Source organism: Bradyrhizobium sp. WSM1743, assembly GCF_000473065.1.
Lineage (GTDB): Bacteria > Pseudomonadota > Alphaproteobacteria > Rhizobiales > Xanthobacteraceae > Bradyrhizobium.
Genome location: NZ_AXAZ01000042.1, coordinates 1 through 24,356, shown reverse-complemented (window position 1 = coordinate 24,356; position 24,356 = coordinate 1). Strand labels below are relative to the sequence as shown.

Here is a 24,356-nt window from a genome sequence, read left to right as displayed (position 1 = left end):
TCGCGGGAACCGGAGGAGGAGCCATGCCAGAGCTTGCAATATCCGCTGAAAAGGTCGCGTTCATCATCGAGAAGGCACGCGAATTCGACGTCAAGGAGGCGGGCTCCGATCCGGATTCCGGCTCGAACCCGATCGATGACGATGCGCTCGATGTTCTCGAGGACGACGGCTCCGACCCTGTCGTCCAAGAGCTCGGAAGTTTCATGATCGCCTTGAATGAGGACGAGCAGCTCGATCTCGTCGCGCTGACCTGGCTCGGTCGCGGCGACGGCACGATCGAAGACTGGGAGGATCTGCGCAGCCGCGCCGTGGAGGCGCGGCGTGAGTATCGCAGCCCGCGCCGCGAAACGGTGCACTATCTGCTCGGCGAGCCGATGCTGGGCGACCTGCTCGCCAACGGCCTCGACGAATTCGGCATCGACTGGACGGGCGAGCGCACGACGGCCGATTCGTCCGCCCCCAGTCAGCAGGATGAGGACGAACCGACGAAGCGGTGATCGTCATGCCCGGGCTTGTCCCGGGCATCCACGTTCTTCGTAGCGTGCGGCAAGGCGTGGATGGCCGGGACAAGCCCGGCCATGACGGCACCTTCAGTACATTTGGGCCAGCAGTCTCACAGCGTGCCCGGGAACGCACCGCCATCCAGCAGAATGTTCTGTCCGGTGATGAAGCCGGCCTTGGCGCCGCACAGGAAGGCGCAGGCATAGCCGAACTCGTCGGGCTGGCCGAAGCGGCCGGCGGGGTTGAGCTTGGCGCGCTCGGCCAGGATCTGCTCAGGCGTCGTGCCGCGCTTCTGAGCTTCGGCCTTCGCGGTGCCGGTGAGCCGATCGGTCTCGAACGGGCCCGGCAACAGGCCATTGATGGTGACGTTGTTGATCACCGTCTTGCGCGACAGGCCGGCGATGAAGCCGGTGAGGCCGGCGCGCGCGCCGTTGGAGAGGCCGAGGATGTCGATCGGTGCCTTCACTGCGGCCGAGGTGATGTTGACGATGCGGCCGAACTTGCGCGCCATCATGCCGTCCACCGTCGCCTTGATCAGCTCGATCGGGGTCAGCATGTTGGCGTCGATCGCCTTGATCCAGTCGTCGCGGGTCCAGTTGCGGAAATCGCCGGGCGGCGGGCCGCCGGCATTGTTGATCAGGATGTCGGGTTCGGGGCAGGCCTTCAGCACCGCCTCGCGGCCGGCCGGCGTCGTGATGTCGCCGACGATCTCGGTGACGGTTACGTCCGGATAGGCCTTGCGGATCTCGTCGGCCGTCTTCTTCAGGGCCTCGGCGCCGCGCGCGGTCAGCGTGACATGAACGCCGGCCTCCGCCAGCGAAATGGCGCAGGCGCGCCCGAGGCCTTTGCTGGATGCGCAGACGATGGCGCGGCGACCTTTGATCCCAAGATCCACTGTTTCACTCCCGTAAATGTCAGGCAGGTTTTGGACGGGCCGCACTCTAGCCAACTGTGGCGCCGCTGATAAGGGAGACGCTCGCACCAAAATGCATGCGCCTCCGCGCCAGCGATGCAAATGCGCCTGATCAGATGCGCCGCTCCTGCTTGAGGCGGTCGATCGCGGCCGCGGCCTCCGGCGGCAGCGACTTGAAGCCCATCTGGCCGGCGGCCGAGAACAGTGGTCGCAGATGCGAGCCGGCGAGGAAAGGCGGCTGGCGGTTGGCCGGCACGATCTGGTCGAACACCAAGACCAGCGTGGTGGCGACGAGCCGACCCTGACGGCGCCGAGCGCGGCGCCGCCGAGCCGGTCGCCGATGCCGGCTTCGCCGATGGTGTCGTTCAGCGCGACGCGGCCGATATGGCCGAACAGCATGCCGACCACCACGAAGATGCCGAAGAACCAGATCCAGTTCTGCAGCAGGGGCGAGTTCGGATTGCCGGCGAGCTGCGGCGCGATCAGCGGCATCAGCGCCACCGCGATCGGCGCGGCGAGGAGATAGGCGAGGATGGTCATGGCGCTGCGCAGCAGCCCGGTCCTGAAACCGAAGCCGACCGCGACGGCGAGCGCGGCATAGACGGCGAGATCGAAACTGTTCATGAGCCAAAGCCCTGCCTTCACGGGAACGCCGAACCGATCATTCCGGTTTCAGATCGCTACAATCGTCTGTATTGATGGCTCCAAAAGCGAAGGGTTATCGCCAATGTCAGACCTGTTCGACGTCAGTCAAGAAACCATCCTCGTCACAGGCGCGAGCCAAGGGCTGGGCCGGCAATTTGCCCGGGTGCTGGCGGCGCATGGTGCGGCCGTCGCGCTCGCTGCGCGGCAGACCGACAAGCTGAAGAGCCTGGAGGAGGAGATCCGCGGCAAGGGCGGCCGCGCAGCTGCGGTCGCGCTCGATGTCACCGACACCGCCTCGATCGCCAAGGCCGTTGACGCCGTGGAAGCCGCGCTCGGCCCCGTCACGGTGCTGATCAACAATGCCGGCATCGCCATCGAGAAGCTCGCGACCGAGCAGACCGAGGCGGACTGGGACGCGGTGATCGGCGCCAACCTCAAGGGTGCCTATTTCCTCGCGACGGAAGTCGCGCGGCGCATGATTGCGCGGAAGCAGTCTGGCAACATCGTCAACATCGCCTCGGTGCTCGGCACCGGCGTCTTGAAGGCGGTCTCGCCTTACGCGATCTCCAAGGCCGGCATCATCCAGGCCACCAAGGCGATGGCGCTGGAGCTCGCGGGGCAAAACATCCGCATCAACGCGCTCGCGCCCGGCTATATCGATACCGAGATGAACCACGCGTTCTGGTCGACGCCGGCAGGCGAGCGCCTCGCCAAACGCATTCCCCAGCGCCGCGTCGGCGCCGAGTCCGATCTCGACGGCGCGATCCTGCTGCTGGCGTCGAACGCGTCGCGATACATGACGGGGAGTGTCATCACCGTCGACGGTGGTTTCCTGCTGAACTAGTTTCCCCATCGTCACGAAGAGGCGATTTGCACTCCGCCGTCGTCCCGGGCAAGCGCGCCCAAAGGCGCGCGCAGATCCGGGACCCATAACCACAGGACCTGGTTTGACGAAGACTCGGAGTTTCCATCCCGTCCCAAACTGCTCCCTGTGGTTATGGGTCCCCGCCCTCGCGGGATGGTGCGGCCGCCCGAGCCCGCGCCCACGACGACGAAGTCGACTGTGTCGGTCAAGGTTATTTCCCCCGTTATCGTCATTCCGGGGCGCGCGCAGCGCGAACTCAGGTGCGCACTTGCGCACCTGAGAATCTCGAGGTTCCGGGGTTCGCTTCGCGCCCCGGAACGACTGCCCCTACGACATCAACCGCATCAACTTCTCCAGCCGCGCGATCTTGCCGCCATAGGGCGGATAGAGATCGGCGAGGCGGTTGAACTTGGAGCGATAGAACACCGGCTTCAGCTTGCTGAAGGTGCGAAAACCCCACTCGCCGTGATAGGCGCCGGTGCCGGAGGCACCGACGCCGCCCATCGGCTGGTTGATTTGCGTGAAGTGAAACAGGCAGTCGTTGGCAGTGACGCCGCCGGAGACGGTGCGCGCCAGCACCTCGTCGCGCGCGCCGCCATCCTTGCCGAACCAATAAAGCGCGAGCGGCCGGTCGCGCGCGTTGACGAAGGCGATCGCCTCCGCCGCATCGCGCGTGCCGAGCACCGGCAGCACCGGGCCAAAGATCTCCTCCTGCATCACCGCCATCGCCTCGGTCGCACCGACGATCAGCGTCGGCGGGAATTTGCGATGCGCCTTCCAGTTGGGATCATCGGGCTTTGCCGGTTGCAGGATTTTTGCGCCACGCTGCACGGCATCCGCAACCAGGCCTTCGAGCCGGGCATAATGCCGGTCGGAGATGATGGAGGTGTAGTCCTTGTTGGCAGGATCGGTGCCGAACATGCGCCGCATCTGCGCGCGCACTTTCTCGGCGAAGGACTGCACAGAATTTTCCGGCACCAGCACGTAGTCCGGCGCGATGCAGGTCTGCCCGGCATTGAGCAGTTTTCCGTAGGCGATGCGCTCGGCTGCCTCTTCCAGGTCGGCGGATGCGTCGATGATGGCAGGCGATTTGCCGCCGAGCTCGAGCGTAACAGGCGTCAGATTGCGCCCCGCGGCCTCCGCGACCAGCCGCCCGACCCGCGTCGAGCCAGTGAAGACGAGATGATCGAATGGCAGGCTCGCAAACCCCTTGGCGATCTCGTCCTCGACGCCGGTGACCAGCACCTCCGCGGCATCGAACTTCTGGGCGACGGTCTCCCTCAGCAGCGCCGCGAAGTGCGGGACCAGCTCGCTCGGCTTGATGATGACGCGGTTGCCGGCGGCGATGGCGCCGATCGCGGGCGCGAGCGTGAGCTGGAGCGGGTAATTCCATGGCGCGATGATGCCGACGACGCCGAGCGGCTGCGGCATCAGCCGGTTGCGCGCGGGCAGGAATTGCAGCGCGGTGGCGACGCGCTGCAGCGTCATCCAGGTCTTGAGGTGTTTTTTGGCATGCCGGATCTCGGAGAACACCAGCATGGTCTCGGCGATGGTGGTCTCGACCGCGCAGCGGTGGCCGAAATCGGTCGAGATCGCCTGCCGGAAGCGCTCTTCGTTGTCGGCGACGACGCTGCGCAGCCGTGCCAGCCGGTCAAGCCGCTGGGCAAGGTCGGGCGCCGGCTCGTTCCGCGACCGCGCGACCATGGCGTGGAAGCGATCTTCCAGCACCCGCAGCGCGGCGCTCGTCAGGGGGCGATCCAAGGGATGGTCCAAGGCGTGGTCCATGGCGGTCCTCCCCAAGACGGCGTTTCGCCTCTGTTTGTTGCCGCAAGCTGGCCCTTTGCGGAACTTCTGGCAAGTATGCGGCAAATCGACCGGAATCCGGTCCATCTGCCTGTCATAAAGTCGAAAAAAACGTTCCCGCAGCTCTTTCCAAAGGCACCTCGCCTTGATACATACGCCCCGCACCCGACGGGCTTTGCCCCGGGGTTGCCTTCCAAGGAAGCCTTTGGGCGGGACAAGTAAGCCACGCGAACAGCGCCGGCCCTCATCCACCGTCCCCGGCATTTTGGCGAAGGCGCGCAAGTGTTTAACGCGGGGTGGAGCAGCCCGGTAGCTCGTCAGGCTCATAACCTGAAGGTCATAGGTTCAAATCCTATCCCCGCAACCAAATTCGGATTGACCGGATCCGATACGAAAATGGCCCGCTTGATGCGGGCCATTTTTATTTCGGCAGAGGCTATTGCAAGGTCGTTTGACCCCATCCGCAGGCTCAGCTTGGCGAGACGTTGCAGCAATGCGGACTTCTTGTCGCTCAATCGAATGTCCCGCCCCGCAATTCCCGAAGGTGTTCACATCCACCGTCTACATCTTTCTCCCGACGAATCGGATCATCCCGGCCTCGTCCGGATTGAACCCGCGGGGAAAGACGGTGCGATCGTCGTATGTCGCGCCGCTCAGCCTTGCTCCCGCAAGACGTGCATTGGTCAAATCAGCGCCCCTGAACCATGTGAGCCGCCAGTTAGGCAACTCACTGACGGCGTTGGCGCCGGAAAGATCGGTGCCGATCAACTTCGCGCCAGTGAAATCCGCACCGCCGATATTGGCCTGACGCAATTCGGCACCTGAAAGGTCAGCTCCAATGAAATCGGTCGAACCGCCTAGATTGTCGAGCCCACAATTCGCACCGCGAAGGTCGGCTCGGCGCAGATTGGCGCTATTGAAGGTCGCGCCACGCAGATCGCAACGCGCTAAAATGGCGCCTTCGAGCACCGCGTCGTGAAACATTGCCCAGCGCTTCGGTCATGTTCACGTCGGCGAGCTGAGCGAACATCATATCGCGGCCCTGCTGCACCGTCCCGGCCAGCGAGCAGTCGTTGGGCGGCAGGCGCACCGTACGATCCAGAGATTCATCCGGTTCAGGCAAAGCATTGGGATCATCAGATCCAGCCATGCAACTCTGTCGCGCGATCTGACGTTTTCGTTCGATCCGGCGTCGATTTCGAAAAATCAATAGCCTGGAATATGTTCACTGCATCCGCGAGGCAGGAGGGGCCTCGATCAAATGGCACCCCGAACCGAATGCTGGTAGCGGTGGTTGCGTCCGCCCCCGCAACCAAATCGCCGACTGGCCGCGCATAGGTGTCGAACACCTCGTTCGGCGCATCGACACGAGTGCAGATGCAGCAGGGAAGCGCGCCATCTTCGTGCGAACACCCTTGATGGAAGGCGAGACGGGACGACGCGCGCAAGGCGCTGCGGCGGGCTCAAGTCGGCGCGACGCTCGCGCCTGGAGCAGCAACGTGGCGCGCGGCGGTCAGCTGCTAGACAAAACGCCCGCGCCTATGGCGCGGGCGTTCATGCTCACGAAACAGAACGTTTCTAATCACTCCCTGTACGGGCAGACCATCGTCAGATAGAGCAGCGTCGGCGCCTTGTCATCGCCGTTGGCATATTCCCACGTCAGCCGGATCTCGTGTCGGTGCGCATAGGCGTCGCTCGCCGCATGGGTGATGATATTGGTCTTCATCGGGATCGGCGGCTCGGAATTGAAGCACTTCCGGACGCTGGCATCGAGCAGATCGCAGCGGGTCAGCGGAATGACGCCGGGCTCGTCGTTGGAGAGCGGCGTGCAGTTCGGCTGGGTGCTGAGATCGACGCGAGCCCGGCCCTTCTCCTTGTGCCAATACGCTGCGCTCCCATCCGGCCATCTGTCGGCCGGCGTCAGGATCAGGTGGTATTGGCCATACTCGAGAGTCGGCAGATGAATGTCCGGCGACGCCTTCAGGATGTCCACGCTCCTCTGCATGTTTTCCAGCGGGAAATAATTGTCGTTCATCAAATCCTTGAAAGAAGCCCCGGTGTAAGTTCTCGAGCCCATCGCATTTCCCTCAATATTTCCTTGGCTTTGCGAAATACATACAACTCCGGCAACGCTGATCAGTCTGGCCGACCTCACGCCGTCGAAAACGTGCCCCATCTTTGCTGGGATTGTTTACGCTACCACTCAGGACTGTGCTTCGTCCAGATCGCCAACCGCACCGTGCCTACTGACAGAGGAGCGAGCGCGATTGCTAAGCGGTCCTTGATAGGTATTGTTGTCGAAAGTTGCCGGTGGATTCTGGTCGACAGAAGGGCCGCGACCTTTGAGGCGCAGGAATGCATTGCTTCGCATGTCAGTCGGCGATCGATCCGGACGATAGCTGGTGCTCCAAATGCGGGGCCGCAGTGCGCAAGCAAGTCGATCCCGACAGCGAACGTCGTTTTGTGACGATCCTGCGAGCTGATGTCGTGGACTCCACGGGTCTGGTTGCCGAATTGGAGCCGGAGGAGGCCGTCTCGCGCCTTGAGCCGGCGCTGGCGGCGATGAGGGCCGCGGTACGTCAGTTTGGCGGAATTGTCAGCAAGGAGTTGGGGGACGGGCTGGCGGCCGTCTTTGGCGCCCCGATCGCCGACGACAACCATGCACCCTTGGCCTGCCACGCGGCCATCGAGCTGGTCCGGCGTGTAGGCAGCCTTGGCGATCCCGGACTTCAGGTCCGGGTCGGCCTCCACTCGGGCCATGTGGTGGCCTACATGGTCTCCAGCGAGTTTTCCAAGGTTTATGAGATTGGTGGCGCAGCCCAGCACTTGGCCGCGCGGCTGGAGTCGGCGGCTGAGGCAAACCAGATCTATGTGTCCGAAGCCTGCCAGAAGCTGGCAGACGGGCACGTCCGCTTTGATTTTCTTGGCCGCAAGAGCCTGCGTGGCTTCAGCGAAGCCCTACCTGTGTATCGCGTTGTCGGAGCGAGCGATCTTTCGAGCTGGCGGGTGCGGCGTGCGCGCAGCGTTTCCCGGTTTGTTGATCGCACGACGGAGCGGGCGCTGCTGTGGCGTGCCGCGGAAAGGGTTACGACGAGTCGGCAGACTGTTCTGCTGATGGGCGACGCCGGCATTGGAAAATCGCGGCTTGCACACGAGTTTGTGCAGGATCTTCGGACCGATGGCTGGCTGCTGCTCGACGCCGAATGCAGCCCTAACCTTCAGGGGGCGCCATTCAGCACCTTGAAGCGTCTGGTGCTTTCTGTCCTCGAGGCCGTCGCAAAGGACTCGGATCGCCTGGGAGATCCTCGAGAGGATTTGTCGGCGGTGCATCGGCTTGCAATCGATGCAGTGCTGGATTTGCCCATTTCCGATCCGCGCTGGAGCGAATTGGAGCCTTACGCGCGTGGTCGCGCAATTTCCGAGGCAAGCTGCGCGATCGTGGAAAGCGTGGTCCGGCGAAAGAGCGCCATTCTTCTCATAGAGGACTTACACTGGGTCGATCGAGCCAGCGACAACGTTATTGCGGCCATTGCGTCGCTCCAGGCTCCCAATCTGTTCGTGTTCCTGACGAGCCGACCGAACGGAATGCCGGAATGGATCGCGCGTTGTCATGCCGAGGTGATTGCGATGCGTCCATTGGACGATGATTCAGGATTGGCGATGCTGGCCGACATGCTTGGCACATCCGCGACAAATGGCGACTTGAAGAACCGGATCATTTCTCACACGGCAAACGTCCCGCTATTCATCGAGGAGGTCTGCCGTGGGCTGAAAGATAACGGTACGCTGCGCGGTCAGTGGGGCGATCTGGCTCTCGTTCGGCCGATTGAGGAGCTGGGCATCCCCGCGAGCATCCAAGGCGTGATTGCAGCGCGGCTGGATCGCGTGTCGCGACAGGAGCGCCTCGTCTTGCAGGTGGCTGCCGCATTGGGACCGCGATCGAACGAAGCGGTCGTGCAGAAGGTCTCGGCGCTGCCTGAAAACGCCTTCCAGGATTGCCTTGCGGCGCTCGACCGCGCTGAGCTTCTCGTTCGGATCGATAGCGACCTCGAGAATTCGCTTGAGTTTCGGCATGAAATGGTCCGCCAAGTTACCTATGAATCGATGGTTGAAAAGGTACGCGAGAGCATACATGCGCGCGTTCTTGCGGCTTTCGAGAGCGACGGTACGTGGAGAGATGATCCCGACGCCCTCTATTACCATGCGGTACGTGCCAAGGACTGGCCGAAGGCGTTCAGCTACGGGAGAATCGCCGCACAAAAGTGTCTTTTGCGTTCGGCATATGCCGATGCGGTCGACTATTTCCAGACGGCGATGAGTTCGCTCGATAAGACTCCGATGACGCGTTCGCGGGAGACGAATGCCATCGATCTCCGGATGGAGGCGCGCATGGCCTTCATCTGGTCCGGTCGGATTGCCGAGTGGGTCGATCTGGGAAAGGAAGCCGACCGCAGGGCCAGCGAGATCGAAGACGTCGGCAGGAAGGTTGCCGCCATGACGGTCATGGCCGGCGGACAGAACTTCTACGGGACGCCCACCGAAGCTGTTGCTCTCGGTGAGGAAGTTGTTGGTCTTGCCGAGGAAACAGGTAATCCGGGGTGGCGCAACCTCGCACTATACAATCTCGGCCAAGCGTACTTTCTTGCCGGACGCTATCGCGAGGCAGAGCAGACGTTCGCACAGGCCCGTGCTCATCTCATGGGGATGGAAGCGAGTGCGCCCTTCGCCACGCCGCCGAAATATACACTCCTCCTCTGCTGCATGATGAAGAGCTTCACCCACACCGTCATGCGCGAGCTCGACGCCGCCGAGCAGCTCCAGCAACAGGCCGCCGCGATTGCCGAGGAGACCGGCCGCCCCTATGACCGCGTCGCCGCGGCCTATAGCGGCGGTTGGCTCAAGCTCGGCCGGAACGATCCCGCCGCGGCCGCTGCCATTCTCGAAGATGGCTTTGTCCTGGCGCAGAAGCACGGCATTCGGCTGTTCGTGCCGGTGCTGGCCTGTCATCTCGGCATCGCGTATCTGGAGCAGGGGCTGTTCGACCGGGCGCGCGGCATGCTGACTGAAGCGCGCGAGGAGGCGAGGGCGGTCGGTTATACCTCGGCGGTGCTGCGCAGCTCGATCTACCTGGCGCTCGCCACCCACCGCCTCGGCGATGTCAGGGCCGCGCAGAACATGCTGCGCGAGGCGCGCAACACCGCCCGCCAGCAGGGGTTTTCGGGCCTCGAGGCCGAGGCCCTGTTCGGCGAAGCCGTCGTGACGCCACCGTCGGACGCGGCGAACAAGGCCGCCATCCTCGTCGCGCTGCGCGCCGCCATCGCGCTCGCCTCCGACAGCGGCGCGCTGCCGCTCAAGCACAAAGCCGAAGCGATGCTGACCGGAATGCTTGCGAGCGGCGACGAGGTGACCTGATGGGAGCAGGCGGGTCCGCGCGACAGCGGGCAGGCCAAGCGCGCGCGGTCTTGCTTCGCGCGCCTTCGAGTCTCACTTCACCAGCGGGCAGCCGCCGTCCTTCAGCGGTCGGAACGCCTGGTCAGCGGGAACTTCGGCGAGCAGCTTGTAATAGTCCCACGGTCCCTTCGATTCCTCCGGCTTCTTCACCTGGAACAGGTACATGCTATGCACCATGCGGCCGTCCTCGCGCAGCACGCCGTTGTCGGTGAAGGCGTCTCGCACCGGCAGCTCGCGCATCTTGGCCATCACCGTCTTGGTGTCGCGGGTGCCGGCGGCCTGCACCGCCTTGAGGTAATGCAGCGTCGCGCTGTAGGTCGCGGCCTGGTTCATGGTCGGCATGCGCTTGACGCGCTCCAGGAAGCGCTTGCCGAAGGCGCGGGTCTTGTCGTTGAGGTCCCAATAATAGGCCTCGGTGATGATCAGGCCTTGCGCCAGCTTTAAGCCCAGGCTGTGCACGTCGGAGATGAACATCACGATCGCAGCCAGGTTCTGCCCCCCGGCGACGATACCGAACTCGCCGGCCTGCTTGATCGCGTTGATGGTGTCGCCGCCGCCGTTCGCAAGACCGATGATCTTGGCCTTGGAAGCCTGGGCCTGAAGCAGGAACGAGGAGAAATCCGCCGTGTTGAGGGGATGCTTGACGCTGCCCAGCACCTTGCCGCCGGAGGCCTTCACGACGTCACCGGTGTCGCGCTCGACCGAATGGCCGAACACGTAGTCGGCGGTCAGGAAGAACCAGGTGTCGCCGCCGTTCTTGACGATGGCGCTGCCGACGGTATGGGCGTTGGCATAGGTGTCGTAGGTCCAGTGCGCGGTGTAGGGCGAGCACGATTTGCCGGTGATATCGGAGCTCGCCGCATCCGTCACGATCATGATCTTCTCGTACTGCTTCGACAGCTCCATCACCGCGAGCGCGGTCGCTGAGGTCGGCAGATCGATGATCATGTCGACGCCTTCGGTCTCCCACCATTTGCGGGCGATGGTGGAGGCGACGTCGGGCTTGTTGAGCACGTCGGCGCTGACCATGTCGATCGGCTTGCCGAACATCTGACCGCCAAAATCCTCGATCGCCATTTTGGTCGCCTCGACATTCCCCATGCCACCGATGTCGGAATAGACCGAAGAGAAGTCGGAGAGCACCCCGATCTTGAGAGGCGCCTGCTGGGCCGAGGCGGGGGTGATCAGGGCAGCCGACAGCAAGCCGGCGGCAGACACGAGTGCCGCGATAGGTTTCATGGATACGTTTCCTCTTGAGCGGGACCATTCTGTTCCCTTTGTCCGACAAAGCTAGAGCCGGGTTCCGGCAGAGTCAATTTGTTGCATGTACCGCCGGAATAACGGCAGTTTGACGCATTCTGCGGTCAATGCTATAGTTTGTCCGACAATCGCCAATGAGGTCTGATTTGCCCGTTGCGCCGCTCTTTCGTCCGATCGATGTCGCGCCCGCCTATCAGAAGGTCGCGGACGCCATCGAGCGCGAGATCGTCAATGGCCGTATCAAGCCGGGCGATCCCATCGGCACCGAGCATGATTTGGTCCGCCAGTTCGGCGTCAATCGCTCGACCATTCGCGAGGGCATCCGCGTGCTGGAGGAGGGCGGACTGATCCGGCGCGATTCCTCGCGTCGCCTGCACGCCTGCCTGCCGCGCTACAGCAAGCTCGCAAGCCGTCTCAGCCGCGCGCTGGTCCTGCACGAGGTCACCTTCCGCGAACTCTACGAGGCCTCGATGACGCTGGAGGTCGCCAGCATCGAAGGCGCGGTGGAGCGCGCGACGGAACAAAACATCGCGGAGCTCACCAACAATCTCGCGCGCAGCGAGGCCGTTGTGGGCAATCCCGCGATGCTCGCCGAATGCGACGCCGAATTCCACGTGCTGGTTGCGAAGGCCTCGCAAAACCGCGTGCTCCAGCTCGCACGCGAGCCGGCTGCGCAATTGTTCTATCCGACCACCGAGATGATCGTGACCGGTGTCGCCGAAGGCGGCCCGCGTCTCGTCGCGGCGCACCGCCATCTCATCGACGCGATCCGCCGCCGCGACCGCGAGGCCGGCGTGCTGTGGACGCGCCGGCACTTGCAGGACTGGCGACGCGGCTTCGAGAAGATCGCTTCGCTCGATCGCTCGGTCGAGCACATGTACATGGAGCACGCGCAGGCGACCCGGCGCAGATAGCGCCCGTGGATTTCAAACGGTTTCAACAAGCAAAGATAATCAATTGGAGGGACACATGACCGGCGACACCGAAGCCACCATCTCGAAAGCGCGCGAGCATTCCATTGGCGATCTCCTGCGCCGCTCGGCGGGCCGTGAGCCGGCCAAGCTCGCGGTGAGCTGCGGCAATGTCAGCTGGAGCTTTGCCGAGATGGACGCGATCTGCAACCGGCTCGGCCGCGGCCTGCTCGGTCTCGGCGTCAGGAAGGGCGACCGCCTCGCCGTGCTCTCGCGCAATTCGCACGCCTTCGCCGCGCTGCGCTTCGCCGTGGCGCGGATCGGCGCGGTGCTGGTGCCGATCAATTTCATGCTCAATCCGGACGAGATCAATTTCATCCTGAAGAGCTCCGGCGCAAAGCTGCTCGCGACCGGACCTGATTTCGTCGAGCCCGCACGCGCGGCGAGCGCGAAAGATTGCGCGGTCGAGAAGATGATCTGGCTGCCGGGCGAGGATCCGGCCACGGCGCCTGCGGGCCTCACCACTTTCGACGCTCTCCTCGACGCCGACGGCTCGTTCCTGGACGCATCGGTCGACAGCCGCGATCTCGCGCAGATCGTCTACACCAGCGGCACGGAATCGCTGCCCAAGGGCGCGATGCTGACCCATGAAGCCGTGATGTGGCAGTATGTCAGCTGCATCATCGACGGCGGCATGAGCGTGGAGGACAAGTTCCTGCATGCGCTGCCGCTGTATCACTGCGCCCAGCTCGACGTGTTCCTGGGACCGCAGGTTTATCTCGGCGCCTCCGGCGTGATCACGGGCAAGCCGACCGCCGACAATATTCTGGCGCTGATCCAGGCGCACAAGATCACCTCGTTCTTCGCGCCGCCGACGATCTGGATCGCAATGCTGCGCTCGCCGAACTTCGACAAGACCGATCTATCGACGTTGCAGAAGGGCTATTACGGCGCCTCGATCATGCCGGTGGAGGTGCTGCTCGAGCTGCAGCGGCGCCTGCCCAATGTCAGGTTCTGGAATTTCTACGGCCAGACCGAGATCGCACCGCTCGCGACCGTGCTGCGGCCCGAGGATCAATTGCGCAAGGCCGGCTCGGCCGGCAAGCCCGTCCTCAATGTCGAGACGCGCGTGGTCACCACGGCGATGGAGGACGTCAAGGTCGGCGAAGTCGGCGAGATCGTGCACCGCTCGCCGCATCTGCTCTCCGGCTATTACAACGATCCCGTCAAGACCGCGGCGGCGTTCTCCGGCGGCTGGTTTCATTCCGGCGATCTCGCCACCGTCGACGAGGAAGGTCACATCACCGTGGTCGATCGTGTCAAGGACATGATCAAGACCGGCGGCGAGAACGTCGCGAGCCGCGAGGTCGAGGAGATGATCTACCGCATCCCCGCCGTCTCCGAGGTCGCCGTCGTAGGCCTGCCCGATCCGCGCTGGATCGAGGCGGTGACCGCGATCGTCGTGGTCAAGAGCGGCGAGAAGCTGGACGAGGACGCGGTCATCCAGCACTGCGCCGGCCAGATGGCGCATTTCAAGGTGCCCAAGCGCGTCATCTTCGTGGATAGCCTGCCGAAGAATCCGAGCGGCAAGCTGCTCAAGCGCGAGCTGCGCCAGCGCTTCGTCGGCGGCGAGACACTCGACAAGGCGATCCAGAAGAATTTTGGAACGTAGGGGCGGGTGCCGTCGTCGCTGAGTTTGCTAGCCGGCGTCGCCGGCGAGCTTCCTCATGTCATCGGGTGTTTGTCCGAAGCGGCGGCGAAATACGCGATGGAAGTAAGATACATCGTGGAATCCCGCGAGATGCGCGATCTCGATGATCTTGCGGCTGCGCATGGCAGGATTTCGCAGCAGTCGCTCGGCGCGCAGTAATCGTTGCTCCAGCACGAAGCCGCTATAGGTGATGCCGGCCCGCTCGAACAGCAATTGGATGCTGCGCGGGCTGATCCGGTGCGCGGCTGCGAGGTCGGACAGCGACAATGCGGGGCTATCCAGCTGCGCCAGGATGTCGGATTTGAGGGCGTCGAAACGCGCTGCCGCAAGGCCGCGCAATCGAGCTTCTTCGGCAGCATCGCCGCGTGCGCCGAGCATCAGGACGGCGAGGTCGAACAGGTGCTGCGAGACCGCGTCGAGCTCCGCCGGCGCGAGCTTGTCCGCGTGCGCATGCGCGAGGTCATAATATCGCAGGAACATCGACGTGATCGGGTTGGCGCCGGGAATCGACCGTGCAATCAGGTCCTCGGCATTCGGACACGCGCGCAGCAGTGCCTTGCGCGGCAGCAGTGCGGTCTGGAAATTACCATACGTCAGTTGCGTGATTTGGGCCCCCTTGATTGAGGGATCGCCAATCGTGATGTCGCCGGCGGCGACCTCCAGCGGGCGTTTCCCCATGGCCCCACGCAATGCCGAATTGGGCGACATCGTGATCACCAATTCGTCGTTCGTCCCCAATGACACGAAAGACATCGGCGTGCCGAACGATGCCGAGAGCCTGATGCGGGGAAGAATGGCAGGCGCAATGGTCCGGTGAACGCGCCCTTCCCCGACCGGCACGAAGTCGACGTTCGCGACCCGGCGGCAAAACTGCTCGCGCCATTCTTCATAGGCCGGACCGTTCGGATCTCCATCGAATGAGAGTTGCGGCTGGGTCATCGGTCACTGGAAAACATTCGTTGGTGATTTGGTGCGGATCGCATCCTCGCGCGGCGCGCCGAGCTGCGACAACGAGAAAAGCGTGGGATTGCGCGAAAAGCCACACGCAACTACGCGCTGCGCCAGCGACCAGGTGCCGCAGCTCGGCATTCCGCGCGCCGGTGAGTCAATACTTCTTCACCGCTGCCCCGAAGGCGAGCCACAGCGCGATGGACGCCAGGCCAAACCCGCCGAGCAGCAGGAAGGTCGGTCCGTAGCCGATCCATTGCGCGATCCAGCCGCCGAGTGCGGGACTGAGGCTTGCGCCGACGCCCTGCACCGTGATCACGGCGCCCTGGCCGAGATTGATGCGGCCGGTGCCGTTGAGCGAACGCGCGACCATGCCGGGGACGGCGACAGTTTGCAGCCCGGTGCCGATGCCGTCGAGCACCTGCATCGGCACGACGCCCCACCATCCCGTGACGAAGAAGGCGAGCACCCCGCGGACGGGTAAGAACATGAAAGACACCAGGATCACCGGCCAGTAGTTGCGCTTGCTCGCGGCCTTCATCGCGATCAGAGAGGTCACGATCATCACGCCTTGTGCGATCACCACGGTAGTCGCGACGAAGCTCGGGCCATTGGCCTGTTCCTCGGCGACCGCCGCAAGCCCATAGAGCGGCACGATGGCGGCGTTGCCGAGATGGAACAGGGCGAGCGCGAGTGCAAGCACGAGCAGCGGCTTGTGCTTGAGCAGCATCGTGATCGCATCCGGCGGAGCCTTGGAATCGTCCTCCTTGATGCCGCGCGAAGCGCGGTCATCGATTGCCTTGGCCGGAATCATCAGGACGCAGGCGATGGCGATGGCGCCGAACACGGCCGCCAGCGCGAACACGGCGACGTAGCCGAACTTGTAGCCGAGATAGCCCGACAATGCGGCGCCAGCCATGTTGCCGGCGTGGTTGAAGGCCTGGTTGCGGCCATTGAGCGCATTGAAGCCCTTCTGCTTGGCGATGCCGAGCGTGATGCCCGTGACCGCCGGCACGATCGCGGCGCTCGCCAGCGATTGCGCGACTTGCGAGAACGTCACCGCCCAGAAGTTCTGCGAGATCAGGATGATCGCGGACGCGAGAACGACGCAGATGCCGGGAATGACGACCCAGAGCCGCTTGTTGCGGCTGGCGTCGATGAAGCCCCCGATCGGCGTGGTGATCAGCATGCCCGCGGCGTTGCCGATGGTCATGGCGGTGCCGATCAGTCCGCTGGCCCAGCCGCGCTCCTGAAGAAATACCCCGACGAACGGCCCAATGCCGGACTGCATGTCGGCCATGAAGAAGTTGAGCGCGAACAAAGGCCAGATACGGGACGAGGAGGGGGAGCGCGATGCCATCGAGACGCTGAACGCAATGCTGCCGATCGACTGGGATCTCGCATGAGGCGGAGATTGCGGGCCCATAGGTGCCCGGGCGGACCAGAACCTAACCTGCGCTCATCGCGTTGGTTCCGATCGCCCTTGCGATCGCAGGCCCGCGACGTCATGTCATACGTGCGACGGTCTCAATCAGGATTACGGCCATGCCACTCTGGACCTGCGAAACCTGCGGCGCGCAATTTCCGGACAGCGGACATCCGCCCGCATCCTGTCCGATCTGCGAGGACGAACGGCAGTATGTGGGCTGGAAAGGGCAAATCTTCCTGACGCGCGCGGCGCTGGCAGAGCGCCACCCCGTCGTCTGGCGCGATGATCTCGGCCTCACCGGTCTCGCTCTCGAGCCGAGTTTCGCCATCGGCCAGCGCGCGCTGCTGGTGCCGCTAGCGGACGGATGCATGATGTGGGACTGCGTGCCGCTGGTGACGCCGGAGGCGATCGCTCATGTCCGCTCGCTCGGCGGGTTAAAAGCGATCGCGATCTCGCATCCGCATTATTATGGTGCGCTCGCCGACTGGAGCGATGCCTTCGGCGGCGTGTCCGTCTATCTGCACGCGGACGATGGCCAATGGGTGACGCGTCCGCATCCATCGATCGTGCATTGGACCGGCGAAAGCCATCGCATCTCCGACGATGTGCTGCTGCTGCGCACCGGCGGCCACTTCGCCGGCGCCACCGTGCTGCATTATGCGCGTGGTGCGGGCGGCAAGGGCGCGCTGCTCACCGGGGACATCGCTCAGGTGACGATGGACCGGCGCTTCGTCAGCTTCATGTATTCCTATCCGAATTACATGCCGCTCAACGCCGCCGCGGTGCGGCGGATCGCTGATGCCGTCGAGCCGCTCGCCTTTGACCGGATCTATGGCGCCTGGTGGGGCCGCAATATCGCGAGCGGCGCCAAAGCGGCGTTTGCTGCATCGGTGGCGCGATATATCGCGGCTATCGCCTGAGACCCGGCGCCCGATCGGATTTATCTTGCCGGCCCATAATAAATGTACTATACGTACAGTTATTGAGCGTGACGCAATGGCGCGTCTGCGGCTGGCATGATCGATGCATCGCCGTCTCCGCGTCGCGTCGCGGGGGCCGCGAGCGAGATTGGGACGCACAATGGCTGAGCGCGACTATGAGATCTTCGAGGCCGGCGACGTCGTGCTCCAATCCGGCGTCGTCCTTCCGAAGCTGAAGCTCGCCTACAAGACCTATGGCACGCTGAGCCCGGCCAGAGACAACGTCATTCTCTATCCGACCTCGTTCAGCGCGCAGCACACCGACACCGAGTGGCTGATCGGGCCTGACGGCGTGCTCGATCCCTCGCGCTATTTCATCGTCATCCCGAATCTGTTCGGTAACGGCCTGTCGTCGTCCTCGCCGTCGAACACGCCCACGCCCTTCCCAGAAGTGACCTATCACGACGCCATCGCGGTCCAGCACCGGCTGCTCACCGAACGCTTCGGCATCTCAAAGCTTGCGCTGGTTTATGGCTGGTCGATGGGCGGCATGCAGGCCTATCACTGGGCGGCGCTGCATCCCGACATGGTTGAGCGCGCCGCAGTCGTCTGCGGCAGCGCGCGTTGTGCGCCCTACAACTACGTCTTCCTGGAAAGCGTGAAGGCCGCGCTCACGGCCGATCCCGCCTTCCGCGACGGCCGTTTCGTCGAAAAACCCGTTGCCGGCTATCGCGCCATGGGACGCGTCTATGCCGGCTGGGCGATGTCGCACGGCTTCTATCGCGACGAGCTCTGGCGCGAGGCCGGCTTCACCTCGCTCGAGGACTATCTCGTCCGCGCCTGGGACGCGACTTTCGCGCGGCGCGATGCCAACGATCTCCTGGCGCAGATCGGCATCTGGCAGCGCGGCGACATCAGCGGGTGCTCGGCCTTCGGCGGCGATCTCGATCGCGCGCTCGCCGCGATCAAGGCGAATATGCTGCTGATGCCCGGCGCGACCGATCGCTATTTCGACGTCCGCGACAACGAGGACGAACTCGGCAAGCTGGTCAATGCAAAGTCAGCCGTGCTGCATCCGATCCCATCGCTGCACGGCCATCGCGCCGGCAATCCCGTCAACAATCCCCGCGACCAGGCCTTCATCAAGGCCGAGATCGCCGGGCTCCTCCGCAAGTAAGACATGCACCCGATCATGACTGACGCAAGCGTTTCTGAGTCCGGCCATCGTCTGAAGCCGCTGAGCCCGGCGATGCTGCGCGAACTGTCGGCCCGCTCCAATTTCCAGGGCGCGGCGCGCAGCCTTTGCCATTACGGCGTGGTCATTCTGGTCGGATCGTTGATCTGGAAAGTCAGCTCGAGCTATGGCATCCTTTGGGCGCTGCCGCTGATAGTGGTACAGGGCTATTTCGTCGCCTTTCTGTTCATGGCGGTGCACGAGACCGCGCACAAGACCGCGTTCAAGAGCCGCAGCCTCAACCTCGCGGTCGGCTATCTCTCGGCCTTCATCATCGGGCAGCCTTACGAATATTACTGCTTGTTCCACTGGGACCATCATCGCTACACCCAGGATCCCGAGAAGGACCCGGAGCTGATCGTCGGCGTGAAGCCGAAATCCGACACCCAGATCGTGATCGCCTATAGCGGCTTGCTTCAGGTTGCGGGCCGCCTCCGGCTGATGCTCGGCCATGCCGTCACCGGCAAGGTCACGGTGCCCTGGATCCCCGAGAACAAGCGCGCCATTATTGTGACCGAAGCGCGCGTCTATGGCACCCTCTATGTTCTGCTGCTCGCGCTCTCACTGTGGTTCTCCTCCGCGCTGCTGCTCATGGTCTGGGTCGTTCCGCTGGTCATCGGGCAATTCTTCCTACGGCCCTATCTCTTGGCCGAGCACACCGGTTGCGATCGCACCCGCAGCGCCTTTCAGAACACCCGCACTACCTACACCGCTGCAATCGTCAAATGGTTCGCATGGAACATGCCCTATCATGTCGAGCACCACGCTTATCCCTCGATCCCCTTTCACGCGCTGCCGAGACTGAACGCGATCGTCGACGGCGAGATCGTCCATCGCGGCCGCGGCTACATCAGAACGACGCGCGAGACCTGGGCATGGTTTCGCCGGCAGCGGCAGGCTGGTTCATCAACGCAAAACTCCGGCCGCGATGCGACCGGAGCTTCGTCGTGAACGCGAGCTATCAGTAGATCCCGTAGGCGCAGACATTCACGACGCGCACGCGCAGGCCATGACGGGTCTGGACCAGGCGCTCCTGGTAGCAGTTGCTGACGCCGGTGTTGACGTAGACGCCGCCGAAGCCCCAGCCGGGACCCCAGTGATGACCCCAGTGGTGATGATGGAAACCACCGGCCGAAGCGGCGGTGGGGGCGAGCGCGGCAACGCCGAGCGAACCGGCGGCGATCAGACCAAGAGCAAGCTTACGAAACATCTTCATTCTCCATTTGGCGCCAAGGCCATTGTTGTGTCCCTGCATCTCGGTCGAGGCGAAATGCGAATGCGTTCACGGCGCGAGGGAAGAATCGTGTTTCAGGATTGTTTCGTGGGCTGCGGCCAAATGTGTCGCGATCGGGCTTTTCGCACCGCCCGATAGCGCACAGCCATCGCCTGCGTCAGCTCGGCCATCTTGTCGCGGAGATCGGCGGGTTCCAGCACTTCGGCCTCGGGGCCGAGCCGCAGCAATTCGGCGGCGGCGTGCCACGACGTCTTGCCGATCGGCACGCGCGCGATGCGCCAGCCGTCTGCATCAGTACTCTCCTCGAGCTGCGTGCGCGCCTTGATGTAGGGCTGGCTCAGCGCGTCGAGCAGCTTGACGCCGAACGGCGACAGCCGGACGATCGCGACATTGGGATGCATCTCGGCCTCGAGGCGCATCGTCGCAGCCTGCCAATAGGCGGCGAGATCGAAGCCGGCGGGACGATCGAAGCGGTCGTCGAGCGACGTGCAGTCGAGCACGCGCGCAACGCGATAGGTCCGCACGCTGCCGTCGACTTGCCCGGCGAGATACCAGCTGCCGCCTTTCAACACGAGGCCGAGCGGGGCGACGCGGCGCTGCTTCTCCGATCGCCAGCTCTGGTAGCGGATCTTGATCAGCGTTCCGCGCAGCACGGCGCCGACGATGCTGCGCAGGTGCTTTGGATCTTCCGCCTCGCCGAACCAGCCCGGCGCGTCCAGGTGAAAACGCTCCTGCATGCGCCCGGCGTCCTCGCGCAAATTCGCTGGCAGCGCAGCCATCAGCTTGTTCTGCGCGGCGATCATCGCCGCGTCCAGCCCGAGCGCCGCGGCCGGGCCCGGCAATCCTGCCAGGAACAGCGCGCCCGCCTCGCTCTGCGAGAGCCCGTTCAGCCGCACGCGATAGCCGTCGAGCAGGCGATAGCCGCCTTCCGCGCCGCGGTCGGCGTAAACGGGGACACCGGATGCCGCGAGCGCATCGATGTCGCGATAGATCGTGCGCACCGAAACTTCGCAGGCCTCCGCGAGCTCGGGCGCGGTGACCCGCCCTCTGGCCTGGAGGGTGGTGAGGATCGACAGCATCCGGCTCGCGCGCATGATGCCTTAAACCATACCTGACAGAGGATGTCAGGTATGGTTCGCTACAAGCAGCCCATCGCCAGCCGGCCAGATGGAGAAGACTGCCATGACCGATCCGAACCGCATCACGCTGTATTATTCGCCGCAGACGCGTGCCACCGGCACGCGGGTGCTGCTGGAGGAGATGGGGGCTCCGTATGATCTTCATGTCCTCAACATGAAGGCCGGCGAGCAGCGCAAGCCGGCCTATCTCGCCATCAACCCGCTCGGCAAGGTGCCGGCGATCCGCCACGGCGAGGCGTTGGTGACGGAGCAGGTCGCCATCACCATCTATCTTGCCGACCTGTTTCCGCAGGCCGGCCTCACGCCCGCCCTGAACGATCCGCTGCGCGGGCCTTATCTGCGTTGGATCTCGTATTACGGCTCTTCGTTCGAACCGGCCTTGATCGACAAGTTCATGCAACGCGAGCCGGCGCCGATCACGCAGTCGCCCTATGCCGATTATGATACGATGTTGGGCGCGCTCGAGGCACAGCTGTCGAAGGGACCGTATCTGCTCGGCGAGCGCATGACGGCCGCCGATGTGTTGTGGGGCGTCGCCTTCAGCTGGACCATGATGTTCGGCATCGTGCCGAAGAAGGACGTGTTCGTTCGCTATGCCGAGCGCATGACCGCACGGCCGGCGTTCCAACGCATCACTGCCGCGGATGCGGAGATGGCAGCGCAGCATGCCGAGGCTGCTGGTGGATGAGAGGGCGCTTCAAAATCGCGGTGCCCGCTTCTCCGCAAACGCCTTGATGCCTTCCTTGATCTCGTCGCCGCGCATGCTGTCGCGGTGGCGTTGGTCGGCAGCTCGCTCGTCGAGCTCGCCGCGGGCGAACTCGTTGATCGCGCGCTTCATGCCCCGCATCGCCTGCGGGGCGTTGCCGGCGAGGAGGCCAGCGAGCTTGTCGACCTCCTCGTCCAGGAACTCCACCGGCACCATCGCGGTGAGATAGCCGATGCGCAGCATCTCCGGGGCGCTGATCTTCTGCGCGGTCAGGAACAGCTTCTTCGCATTGTCCACGCCGAGGCGGGTCACGTAGCGTTTGATGCCGCTCGGATAGTAGTGCAGCCCAAGCCGTGCCGCCGGCATGAACATTTCCGCGGTGTCGACGCCAATCCGGAAATCGCAGGCGAGCACGAGGTCGGTCGAGCCGCCATAGACGCCGCCGTTGAGCCGGCAGATCGTCGGCACGCCGAGATCCTCGAGCCGATTGACGACCACCTCGAAGGCCGAGCCCGCGCTCTGCTGCTCGCTGGCGCTGACCGCACGCTCCGCCACCGAATTGAGATCGTAGCCGGCGGAGAAGGCGCGCCCGGTGCCGGTCAGCACCAGCACGCGGATATCGGGATCGGCCTCGACCCGGTCGAACAGTCTTGTCAGTTCGTCGAGATCCTCCGCCTGGAGCCGGTTGAGATGCTTCGGCCGGTTGAGGCAGATGGTGGCGCGGGCGCCGGTGATCTCGAGCAGGGGGCCGGTGGCTGCGTCGGCTGTGTCCGACATTGTTGTCTCCACTACTTGTTTTCGAGCGCGCGCCGTTTTGCTTCCGCGTCGATAGTCTCGGCGAGATCGGGATGCCGCGCCATCAGCACGCGGAAATCGACGAGGTCGAGCACCAGAAGCCGTGACACTTTCGTGGTCGAGACGCTGGCGCCGCGCTTGTTGTTGCCGAGCAGCGCCATCTCGCCGAAGAAGGCGCCTTCGCCGAGCTGCACCTTCTTGCCGGGCAGGTCGACCTCGACCTCGCCGGCGGCGATGAAATACATGCAGTCCCCTTGCGCACCTTTGCGGATGATTGTGGTGCGCGCCGGCAGCTCGATGGTGCGCAGCATGTGGGTGACGTCGGCGATCGCTGCGGGTCCCAGGGGCGCGAAGAACGGCACTTTGCTGACGGACTCCCAGGTCTTGAGGAAATTGTCGCGCCGCGTCTCCGCGGCAAATCCGGTCGCCAAAATACCGGTCCAGAGGCCGAACACGCCGAGGCCGGAGATCATCACCAGGGCTGCCACCACGCGTCCGAGCGGCGTGACCGGCACGACGTCGCCATAGCCCGTCGTCGTCAGGGTCACCACCGCCCACCACAGCGCGGCCGGCACGCTGCCGAAGGTTTGCGGCTGCACGTCCCGCTCCAGGAAATATTCGGCGACGGAAGCGAGGAAGACCACCATCAGGAAGATCACGAGCACGCTGACCAGCGGCCCCGATTCCAGCACCAGGACGCGGCGCAGCTGCCGCAGGCCGGGAATGCCCGGCACCACCTTCAGAACCCAGAGCACGCTGAGCAGCCAGGCCGTCTTCGGCTCGACGCCGAGGAGAAGCGCAACCGGCACGGCCAGCGCCCCGATCGCGTCGACGATGCCGGCGGAGGAGGATACATAGAGCGAAAGCCGCCCCTGCCGCGCCATGTGGCGCAGCCGCACCAGCCATTCGAACACGAAATAGGCGAGGCAGGTCCAGAGCAGGGCATCGACCCAGCCCCGCGCCTCTCTGGCCCGGTTGTCCGTCAGCAACACCATGCTGAGCACGCCGACGATTACCGCGACATAGGCCGCCTTGGTCATGTTGCGGCCGGCCGTGGCGGCCGCGAATTGGGCCAGAGCGGAGATCAGCGGCTTGGACATGCGGGAAGGCTATTCGGTCTCGGGGCAAGTCGCGAGGCCCCGGTTGGGACGTCGGCGCCAAAGTGCCCGCCCGGGCGGAGGCCGTCAACGATGGCGCAGGCCGCTTTGCCGGCGCCGCCCCGCCGGGCCTGCCGTCCGTGCCGCCGTCGCTGGCGGATTGCCTACCTGAAATGTGGCGGCTCGTCGTAGCCGCGGCGGCTGCTGAAGAACAGCAGCACCATCAGCCCGACGCCGACGATGACGGAAAACCCCGCGCCCAGCGCCAGCGCCACATAGCCTTCCGTCGGGATCGGCTCACCTTCGACCGCCATTGCGGAATAGGCGAAGTAGCCGGCCATCGCCAGCATTGCCAGAAGGAGGATGATGAGGAGTGCACGCATGCCGCGTTCTCCGGCTGCAACCGCAAACCAACGGTTGCGGATGGGCCGGGTTCCAGACGGTTGGCCGTGGGAGCCCCCGACGCAGCGCAGCACGCAGCGCCGCAGAGCCGGGGCCGCGCATAGTGTGGTGGGTTCCTGTTGGGGTGGACGGCCCCCCGACGGCATCAGTGTGCCAGAATGAGGTCGGTTTAGATCTCAGACAAGGGAGCCGTCCGTGAGCGAGGTTATCCGAATTGGAGTGGATACGTCCAAGAGTGTTTTCCAGCTGCATGGGGTTGACGCAGCGGAGCAACCGGTGCTGCGCAAGAAACTGCGCCGGCGTGACATGCTGGCCTTCTTCGCACGGCTGCCGGCGACGAAGGTCGGGATGGAAGCCTGCGGCGGGGCGCATTACTGGGCGCGGGAACTGAC

The 24,356-nt window shown here is 64.2% G+C and carries 21 protein-coding genes, 1 tRNA gene and 2 pseudogenes; 11 read left to right on the top strand and 13 right to left on the bottom strand.

From position 1 onward, the window contains the following. The first annotated feature begins 23 nt into the window (after positions 1 to 23). Positions 24 to 497, top strand: a complete 474-nt coding sequence (locus YU9_RS42345) for a DUF3775 domain-containing protein (protein WP_036017938.1) — start codon at positions 24 to 26, stop codon at positions 495 to 497. Between the two features lie 116 nt (positions 498 to 613). Here YU9_RS42345 and YU9_RS0123400 read toward each other — a convergent pair whose 3' ends face one another. Next, positions 614 to 1,396, bottom strand: a complete 783-nt coding sequence (locus tag YU9_RS0123400; protein WP_027574974.1) for an SDR family oxidoreductase — start codon at positions 1,394 to 1,396, stop codon at positions 614 to 616. A 130-nt stretch (positions 1,397 to 1,526) separates the two neighbouring features. Next, a pseudogene (locus tag YU9_RS42340) lies at positions 1,527 to 2,038 on the bottom strand (CvpA family protein). A 103-nt stretch (positions 2,039 to 2,141) separates the two neighbouring features. Between YU9_RS42340 and YU9_RS0123395 the strand changes: the two are divergent. Next, positions 2,142 to 2,903: an SDR family oxidoreductase gene (locus YU9_RS0123395; protein WP_027574973.1), complete on the top strand. Its 762-nt coding sequence runs from the start codon at positions 2,142 to 2,144 to the stop codon at positions 2,901 to 2,903. Between the two features lie 348 nt (positions 2,904 to 3,251). On the opposite strand, the gene YU9_RS0123390 is transcribed toward YU9_RS0123395, so the two are convergent. Next, complete coding sequence (locus tag YU9_RS0123390; RefSeq protein ID WP_027574972.1) at positions 3,252 to 4,709, bottom strand: coniferyl aldehyde dehydrogenase; 1,458 nt, start codon at positions 4,707 to 4,709, stop codon at positions 3,252 to 3,254. Between the two features lie 308 nt (positions 4,710 to 5,017). Between YU9_RS0123390 and YU9_RS0123385 the strand changes: the two genes are divergently transcribed. Continuing rightward, positions 5,018 to 5,094, top strand: a tRNA-Met gene (locus tag YU9_RS0123385). 194 nt (positions 5,095 to 5,288) lie between these two features. Here the strand turns inward: YU9_RS0123385 and YU9_RS42335 are convergent. Continuing rightward, positions 5,289 to 5,711 (bottom strand): pentapeptide repeat-containing protein, encoded by a 423-nt coding sequence (locus YU9_RS42335; RefSeq protein WP_051380489.1) that lies wholly within the window; start codon positions 5,709 to 5,711, stop codon positions 5,289 to 5,291. A gap of 598 nt (positions 5,712 to 6,309) precedes the next feature. Further along, complete coding sequence (locus tag YU9_RS0123375) at positions 6,310 to 6,804, bottom strand: hypothetical protein (RefSeq protein WP_027574971.1); 495 nt, start codon at positions 6,802 to 6,804, stop codon at positions 6,310 to 6,312. A gap of 278 nt (positions 6,805 to 7,082) precedes the next feature. On the opposite strand from YU9_RS0123375, the gene YU9_RS0123370 reads away from it, so the two are divergent. After that, entirely contained in the window at positions 7,083 to 10,139 is a 3,057-nt protein-coding gene (locus YU9_RS0123370; RefSeq protein WP_027574970.1) for an adenylate/guanylate cyclase domain-containing protein, read from the top strand. A 72-nt stretch (positions 10,140 to 10,211) separates the two neighbouring features. Here YU9_RS0123370 and YU9_RS0123365 read toward each other — a convergent pair whose 3' ends face one another. Continuing rightward, positions 10,212 to 11,417 carry an ABC transporter substrate-binding protein gene (locus tag YU9_RS0123365; protein ID WP_027574969.1) on the bottom strand — a complete coding sequence of 402 codons (1,206 nt, stop codon included), beginning with the start codon at positions 11,415 to 11,417 and terminating at the stop codon, positions 10,212 to 10,214. A gap of 155 nt (positions 11,418 to 11,572) precedes the next feature. Between YU9_RS0123365 and YU9_RS0123360 the strand changes: the two genes are divergently transcribed. Both YU9_RS0123360 and YU9_RS0123355 read left to right on the top strand, forming a co-directional pair. Further along, positions 11,573 to 12,352: a FadR/GntR family transcriptional regulator gene (locus YU9_RS0123360; RefSeq protein WP_027574968.1), complete on the top strand. Its 780-nt coding sequence runs from the start codon at positions 11,573 to 11,575 to the stop codon at positions 12,350 to 12,352. 55 nt (positions 12,353 to 12,407) lie between these two features. Next, on the top strand, positions 12,408 to 14,021 hold the full coding sequence (locus YU9_RS0123355; RefSeq protein WP_027574967.1) for an acyl-CoA synthetase: 1,614 nt from the start codon (positions 12,408 to 12,410) through the stop codon (positions 14,019 to 14,021). 27 nt (positions 14,022 to 14,048) lie between these two features. On the opposite strand, the gene YU9_RS0123350 is transcribed toward YU9_RS0123355, so the two are convergent. Both YU9_RS0123350 and YU9_RS0123340 read right to left on the bottom strand, forming a co-directional pair. Next, on the bottom strand, positions 14,049 to 14,999 hold the full coding sequence (locus tag YU9_RS0123350; protein WP_027574966.1) for an AraC family transcriptional regulator: 951 nt from the start codon (positions 14,997 to 14,999) through the stop codon (positions 14,049 to 14,051). Between the two features lie 166 nt (positions 15,000 to 15,165). Then, positions 15,166 to 16,308: an MFS transporter gene (locus tag YU9_RS0123340; protein WP_245266498.1), complete on the bottom strand. Its 1,143-nt coding sequence runs from the start codon at positions 16,306 to 16,308 to the stop codon at positions 15,166 to 15,168. Positions 16,309 to 16,553: 245 nt separating this feature from the next. Here YU9_RS0123340 and YU9_RS0123335 point away from each other — a divergent pair, with 245 nt between their 5' ends. The 3 genes from YU9_RS0123335 to YU9_RS42330 all read left to right on the top strand — a co-directional run bounded on the left by YU9_RS0123335 (position 16,554) and on the right by YU9_RS42330 (position 19,542). Next, the gene (locus YU9_RS0123335; protein WP_027574964.1) at positions 16,554 to 17,357 is read left to right on the top strand and encodes an MBL fold metallo-hydrolase; all 804 of its coding nucleotides are present in this window, start codon (positions 16,554 to 16,556) and stop codon (positions 17,355 to 17,357) included. A gap of 160 nt (positions 17,358 to 17,517) precedes the next feature. Continuing rightward, entirely contained in the window at positions 17,518 to 18,534 is a 1,017-nt protein-coding gene (locus YU9_RS0123330) for an alpha/beta fold hydrolase (protein ID WP_027574963.1), read from the top strand. Between the two features lie 15 nt (positions 18,535 to 18,549). Further along, complete coding sequence (locus YU9_RS42330; protein WP_051380490.1) at positions 18,550 to 19,542, top strand: fatty acid desaturase; 993 nt, start codon at positions 18,550 to 18,552, stop codon at positions 19,540 to 19,542. Positions 19,543 to 19,552: 10 nt separating this feature from the next. Here the strand turns inward: YU9_RS42330 and YU9_RS0123320 are convergent, their stop codons facing one another. Next, positions 19,553 to 19,801 (bottom strand): hypothetical protein, encoded by a 249-nt coding sequence (locus YU9_RS0123320; protein ID WP_027574962.1) that lies wholly within the window; start codon positions 19,799 to 19,801, stop codon positions 19,553 to 19,555. Between the two features lie 98 nt (positions 19,802 to 19,899). Continuing rightward, complete coding sequence (locus YU9_RS0123315; RefSeq protein WP_027574961.1) at positions 19,900 to 20,919, bottom strand: YafY family protein; 1,020 nt, start codon at positions 20,917 to 20,919, stop codon at positions 19,900 to 19,902. An 88-nt stretch (positions 20,920 to 21,007) separates the two neighbouring features. On the opposite strand from YU9_RS0123315, the gene YU9_RS0123310 reads away from it, so the two are divergent. After that, positions 21,008 to 21,652 carry a glutathione S-transferase family protein gene (locus YU9_RS0123310; protein ID WP_027574960.1) on the top strand — a complete coding sequence of 215 codons (645 nt, stop codon included), beginning with the start codon at positions 21,008 to 21,010 and terminating at the stop codon, positions 21,650 to 21,652. Between the two features lie 9 nt (positions 21,653 to 21,661). On the opposite strand, the gene YU9_RS0123305 is transcribed toward YU9_RS0123310, so the two are convergent. From YU9_RS0123305 to YU9_RS0123295, 3 genes are all read right to left on the bottom strand, one after another. Continuing rightward, positions 21,662 to 22,447 carry an enoyl-CoA hydratase/isomerase family protein gene (locus YU9_RS0123305; RefSeq protein WP_027574959.1) on the bottom strand — a complete coding sequence of 262 codons (786 nt, stop codon included), beginning with the start codon at positions 22,445 to 22,447 and terminating at the stop codon, positions 21,662 to 21,664. 11 nt (positions 22,448 to 22,458) lie between these two features. Continuing rightward, positions 22,459 to 23,565, bottom strand: coding sequence for a cyclic nucleotide-gated ion channel (locus YU9_RS0123300; protein ID WP_027574958.1), 1,107 nt, complete (start codon positions 23,563 to 23,565; stop codon positions 22,459 to 22,461). Between the two features lie 161 nt (positions 23,566 to 23,726). Further along, positions 23,727 to 23,945, bottom strand: a complete 219-nt coding sequence (locus YU9_RS0123295; RefSeq protein ID WP_027574957.1) for a hypothetical protein — start codon at positions 23,943 to 23,945, stop codon at positions 23,727 to 23,729. 214 nt (positions 23,946 to 24,159) lie between these two features. On the opposite strand from YU9_RS0123295, the pseudogene YU9_RS46100 reads away from it, so the two are divergent. After that, positions 24,160 to 24,356 (top strand): annotated as a pseudogene (locus YU9_RS46100) (IS110 family transposase); the annotation flags it as partial.

What these genes read in the sequence shown, in the direction of transcription:
- YU9_RS42345 (WP_036017938.1), top strand. Translation starts at nt 24, where the DNA reads ATGCCAGAGCTTGCAATATCCGCTGAAAAGGTCGCGTTCATCATCGAG.
- YU9_RS0123395 (WP_027574973.1), top strand. Translation starts at nt 2,142, where the DNA reads ATGTCAGACCTGTTCGACGTCAGTCAAGAAACCATCCTCGTCACAGGC.
- YU9_RS0123390 (WP_027574972.1), bottom strand. Translation starts at nt 4,709, where the DNA reads ATGGACCACGCCTTGGACCATCCCTTGGATCGCCCCCTGACGAGCGCC.
- YU9_RS42335 (WP_051380489.1), bottom strand. Translation starts at nt 5,711, where the DNA reads ATGTTTCACGACGCGGTGCTCGAAGGCGCCATTTTAGCGCGTTGCGAT.
- YU9_RS0123375 (WP_027574971.1), bottom strand. Translation starts at nt 6,804, where the DNA reads ATGGGCTCGAGAACTTACACCGGGGCTTCTTTCAAGGATTTGATGAAC.
- YU9_RS0123370 (WP_027574970.1), top strand. Translation starts at nt 7,083, where the DNA reads ATGCATTGCTTCGCATGTCAGTCGGCGATCGATCCGGACGATAGCTGG.
- YU9_RS0123365 (WP_027574969.1), bottom strand. Translation starts at nt 11,417, where the DNA reads ATGAAACCTATCGCGGCACTCGTGTCTGCCGCCGGCTTGCTGTCGGCT.
- YU9_RS0123360 (WP_027574968.1), top strand. Translation starts at nt 11,573, where the DNA reads ATGAGGTCTGATTTGCCCGTTGCGCCGCTCTTTCGTCCGATCGATGTC.
- YU9_RS0123355 (WP_027574967.1), top strand. Translation starts at nt 12,408, where the DNA reads ATGACCGGCGACACCGAAGCCACCATCTCGAAAGCGCGCGAGCATTCC.
- YU9_RS0123350 (WP_027574966.1), bottom strand. Translation starts at nt 14,999, where the DNA reads ATGACCCAGCCGCAACTCTCATTCGATGGAGATCCGAACGGTCCGGCC.
- YU9_RS0123340 (WP_245266498.1), bottom strand. Translation starts at nt 16,308, where the DNA reads ATGGCCGACATGCAGTCCGGCATTGGGCCGTTCGTCGGGGTATTTCTT.
- YU9_RS0123335 (WP_027574964.1), top strand. Translation starts at nt 16,554, where the DNA reads ATGCCACTCTGGACCTGCGAAACCTGCGGCGCGCAATTTCCGGACAGC.
- YU9_RS0123330 (WP_027574963.1), top strand. Translation starts at nt 17,518, where the DNA reads ATGGCTGAGCGCGACTATGAGATCTTCGAGGCCGGCGACGTCGTGCTC.
- YU9_RS42330 (WP_051380490.1), top strand. Translation starts at nt 18,550, where the DNA reads ATGACTGACGCAAGCGTTTCTGAGTCCGGCCATCGTCTGAAGCCGCTG.
- YU9_RS0123320 (WP_027574962.1), bottom strand. Translation starts at nt 19,801, where the DNA reads ATGTTTCGTAAGCTTGCTCTTGGTCTGATCGCCGCCGGTTCGCTCGGC.
- YU9_RS0123315 (WP_027574961.1), bottom strand. Translation starts at nt 20,919, where the DNA reads ATGCGCGCGAGCCGGATGCTGTCGATCCTCACCACCCTCCAGGCCAGA.
- YU9_RS0123310 (WP_027574960.1), top strand. Translation starts at nt 21,008, where the DNA reads ATGACCGATCCGAACCGCATCACGCTGTATTATTCGCCGCAGACGCGT.
- YU9_RS0123305 (WP_027574959.1), bottom strand. Translation starts at nt 22,447, where the DNA reads ATGTCGGACACAGCCGACGCAGCCACCGGCCCCCTGCTCGAGATCACC.
- YU9_RS0123300 (WP_027574958.1), bottom strand. Translation starts at nt 23,565, where the DNA reads ATGTCCAAGCCGCTGATCTCCGCTCTGGCCCAATTCGCGGCCGCCACG.
- YU9_RS0123295 (WP_027574957.1), bottom strand. Translation starts at nt 23,945, where the DNA reads ATGCGTGCACTCCTCATCATCCTCCTTCTGGCAATGCTGGCGATGGCC.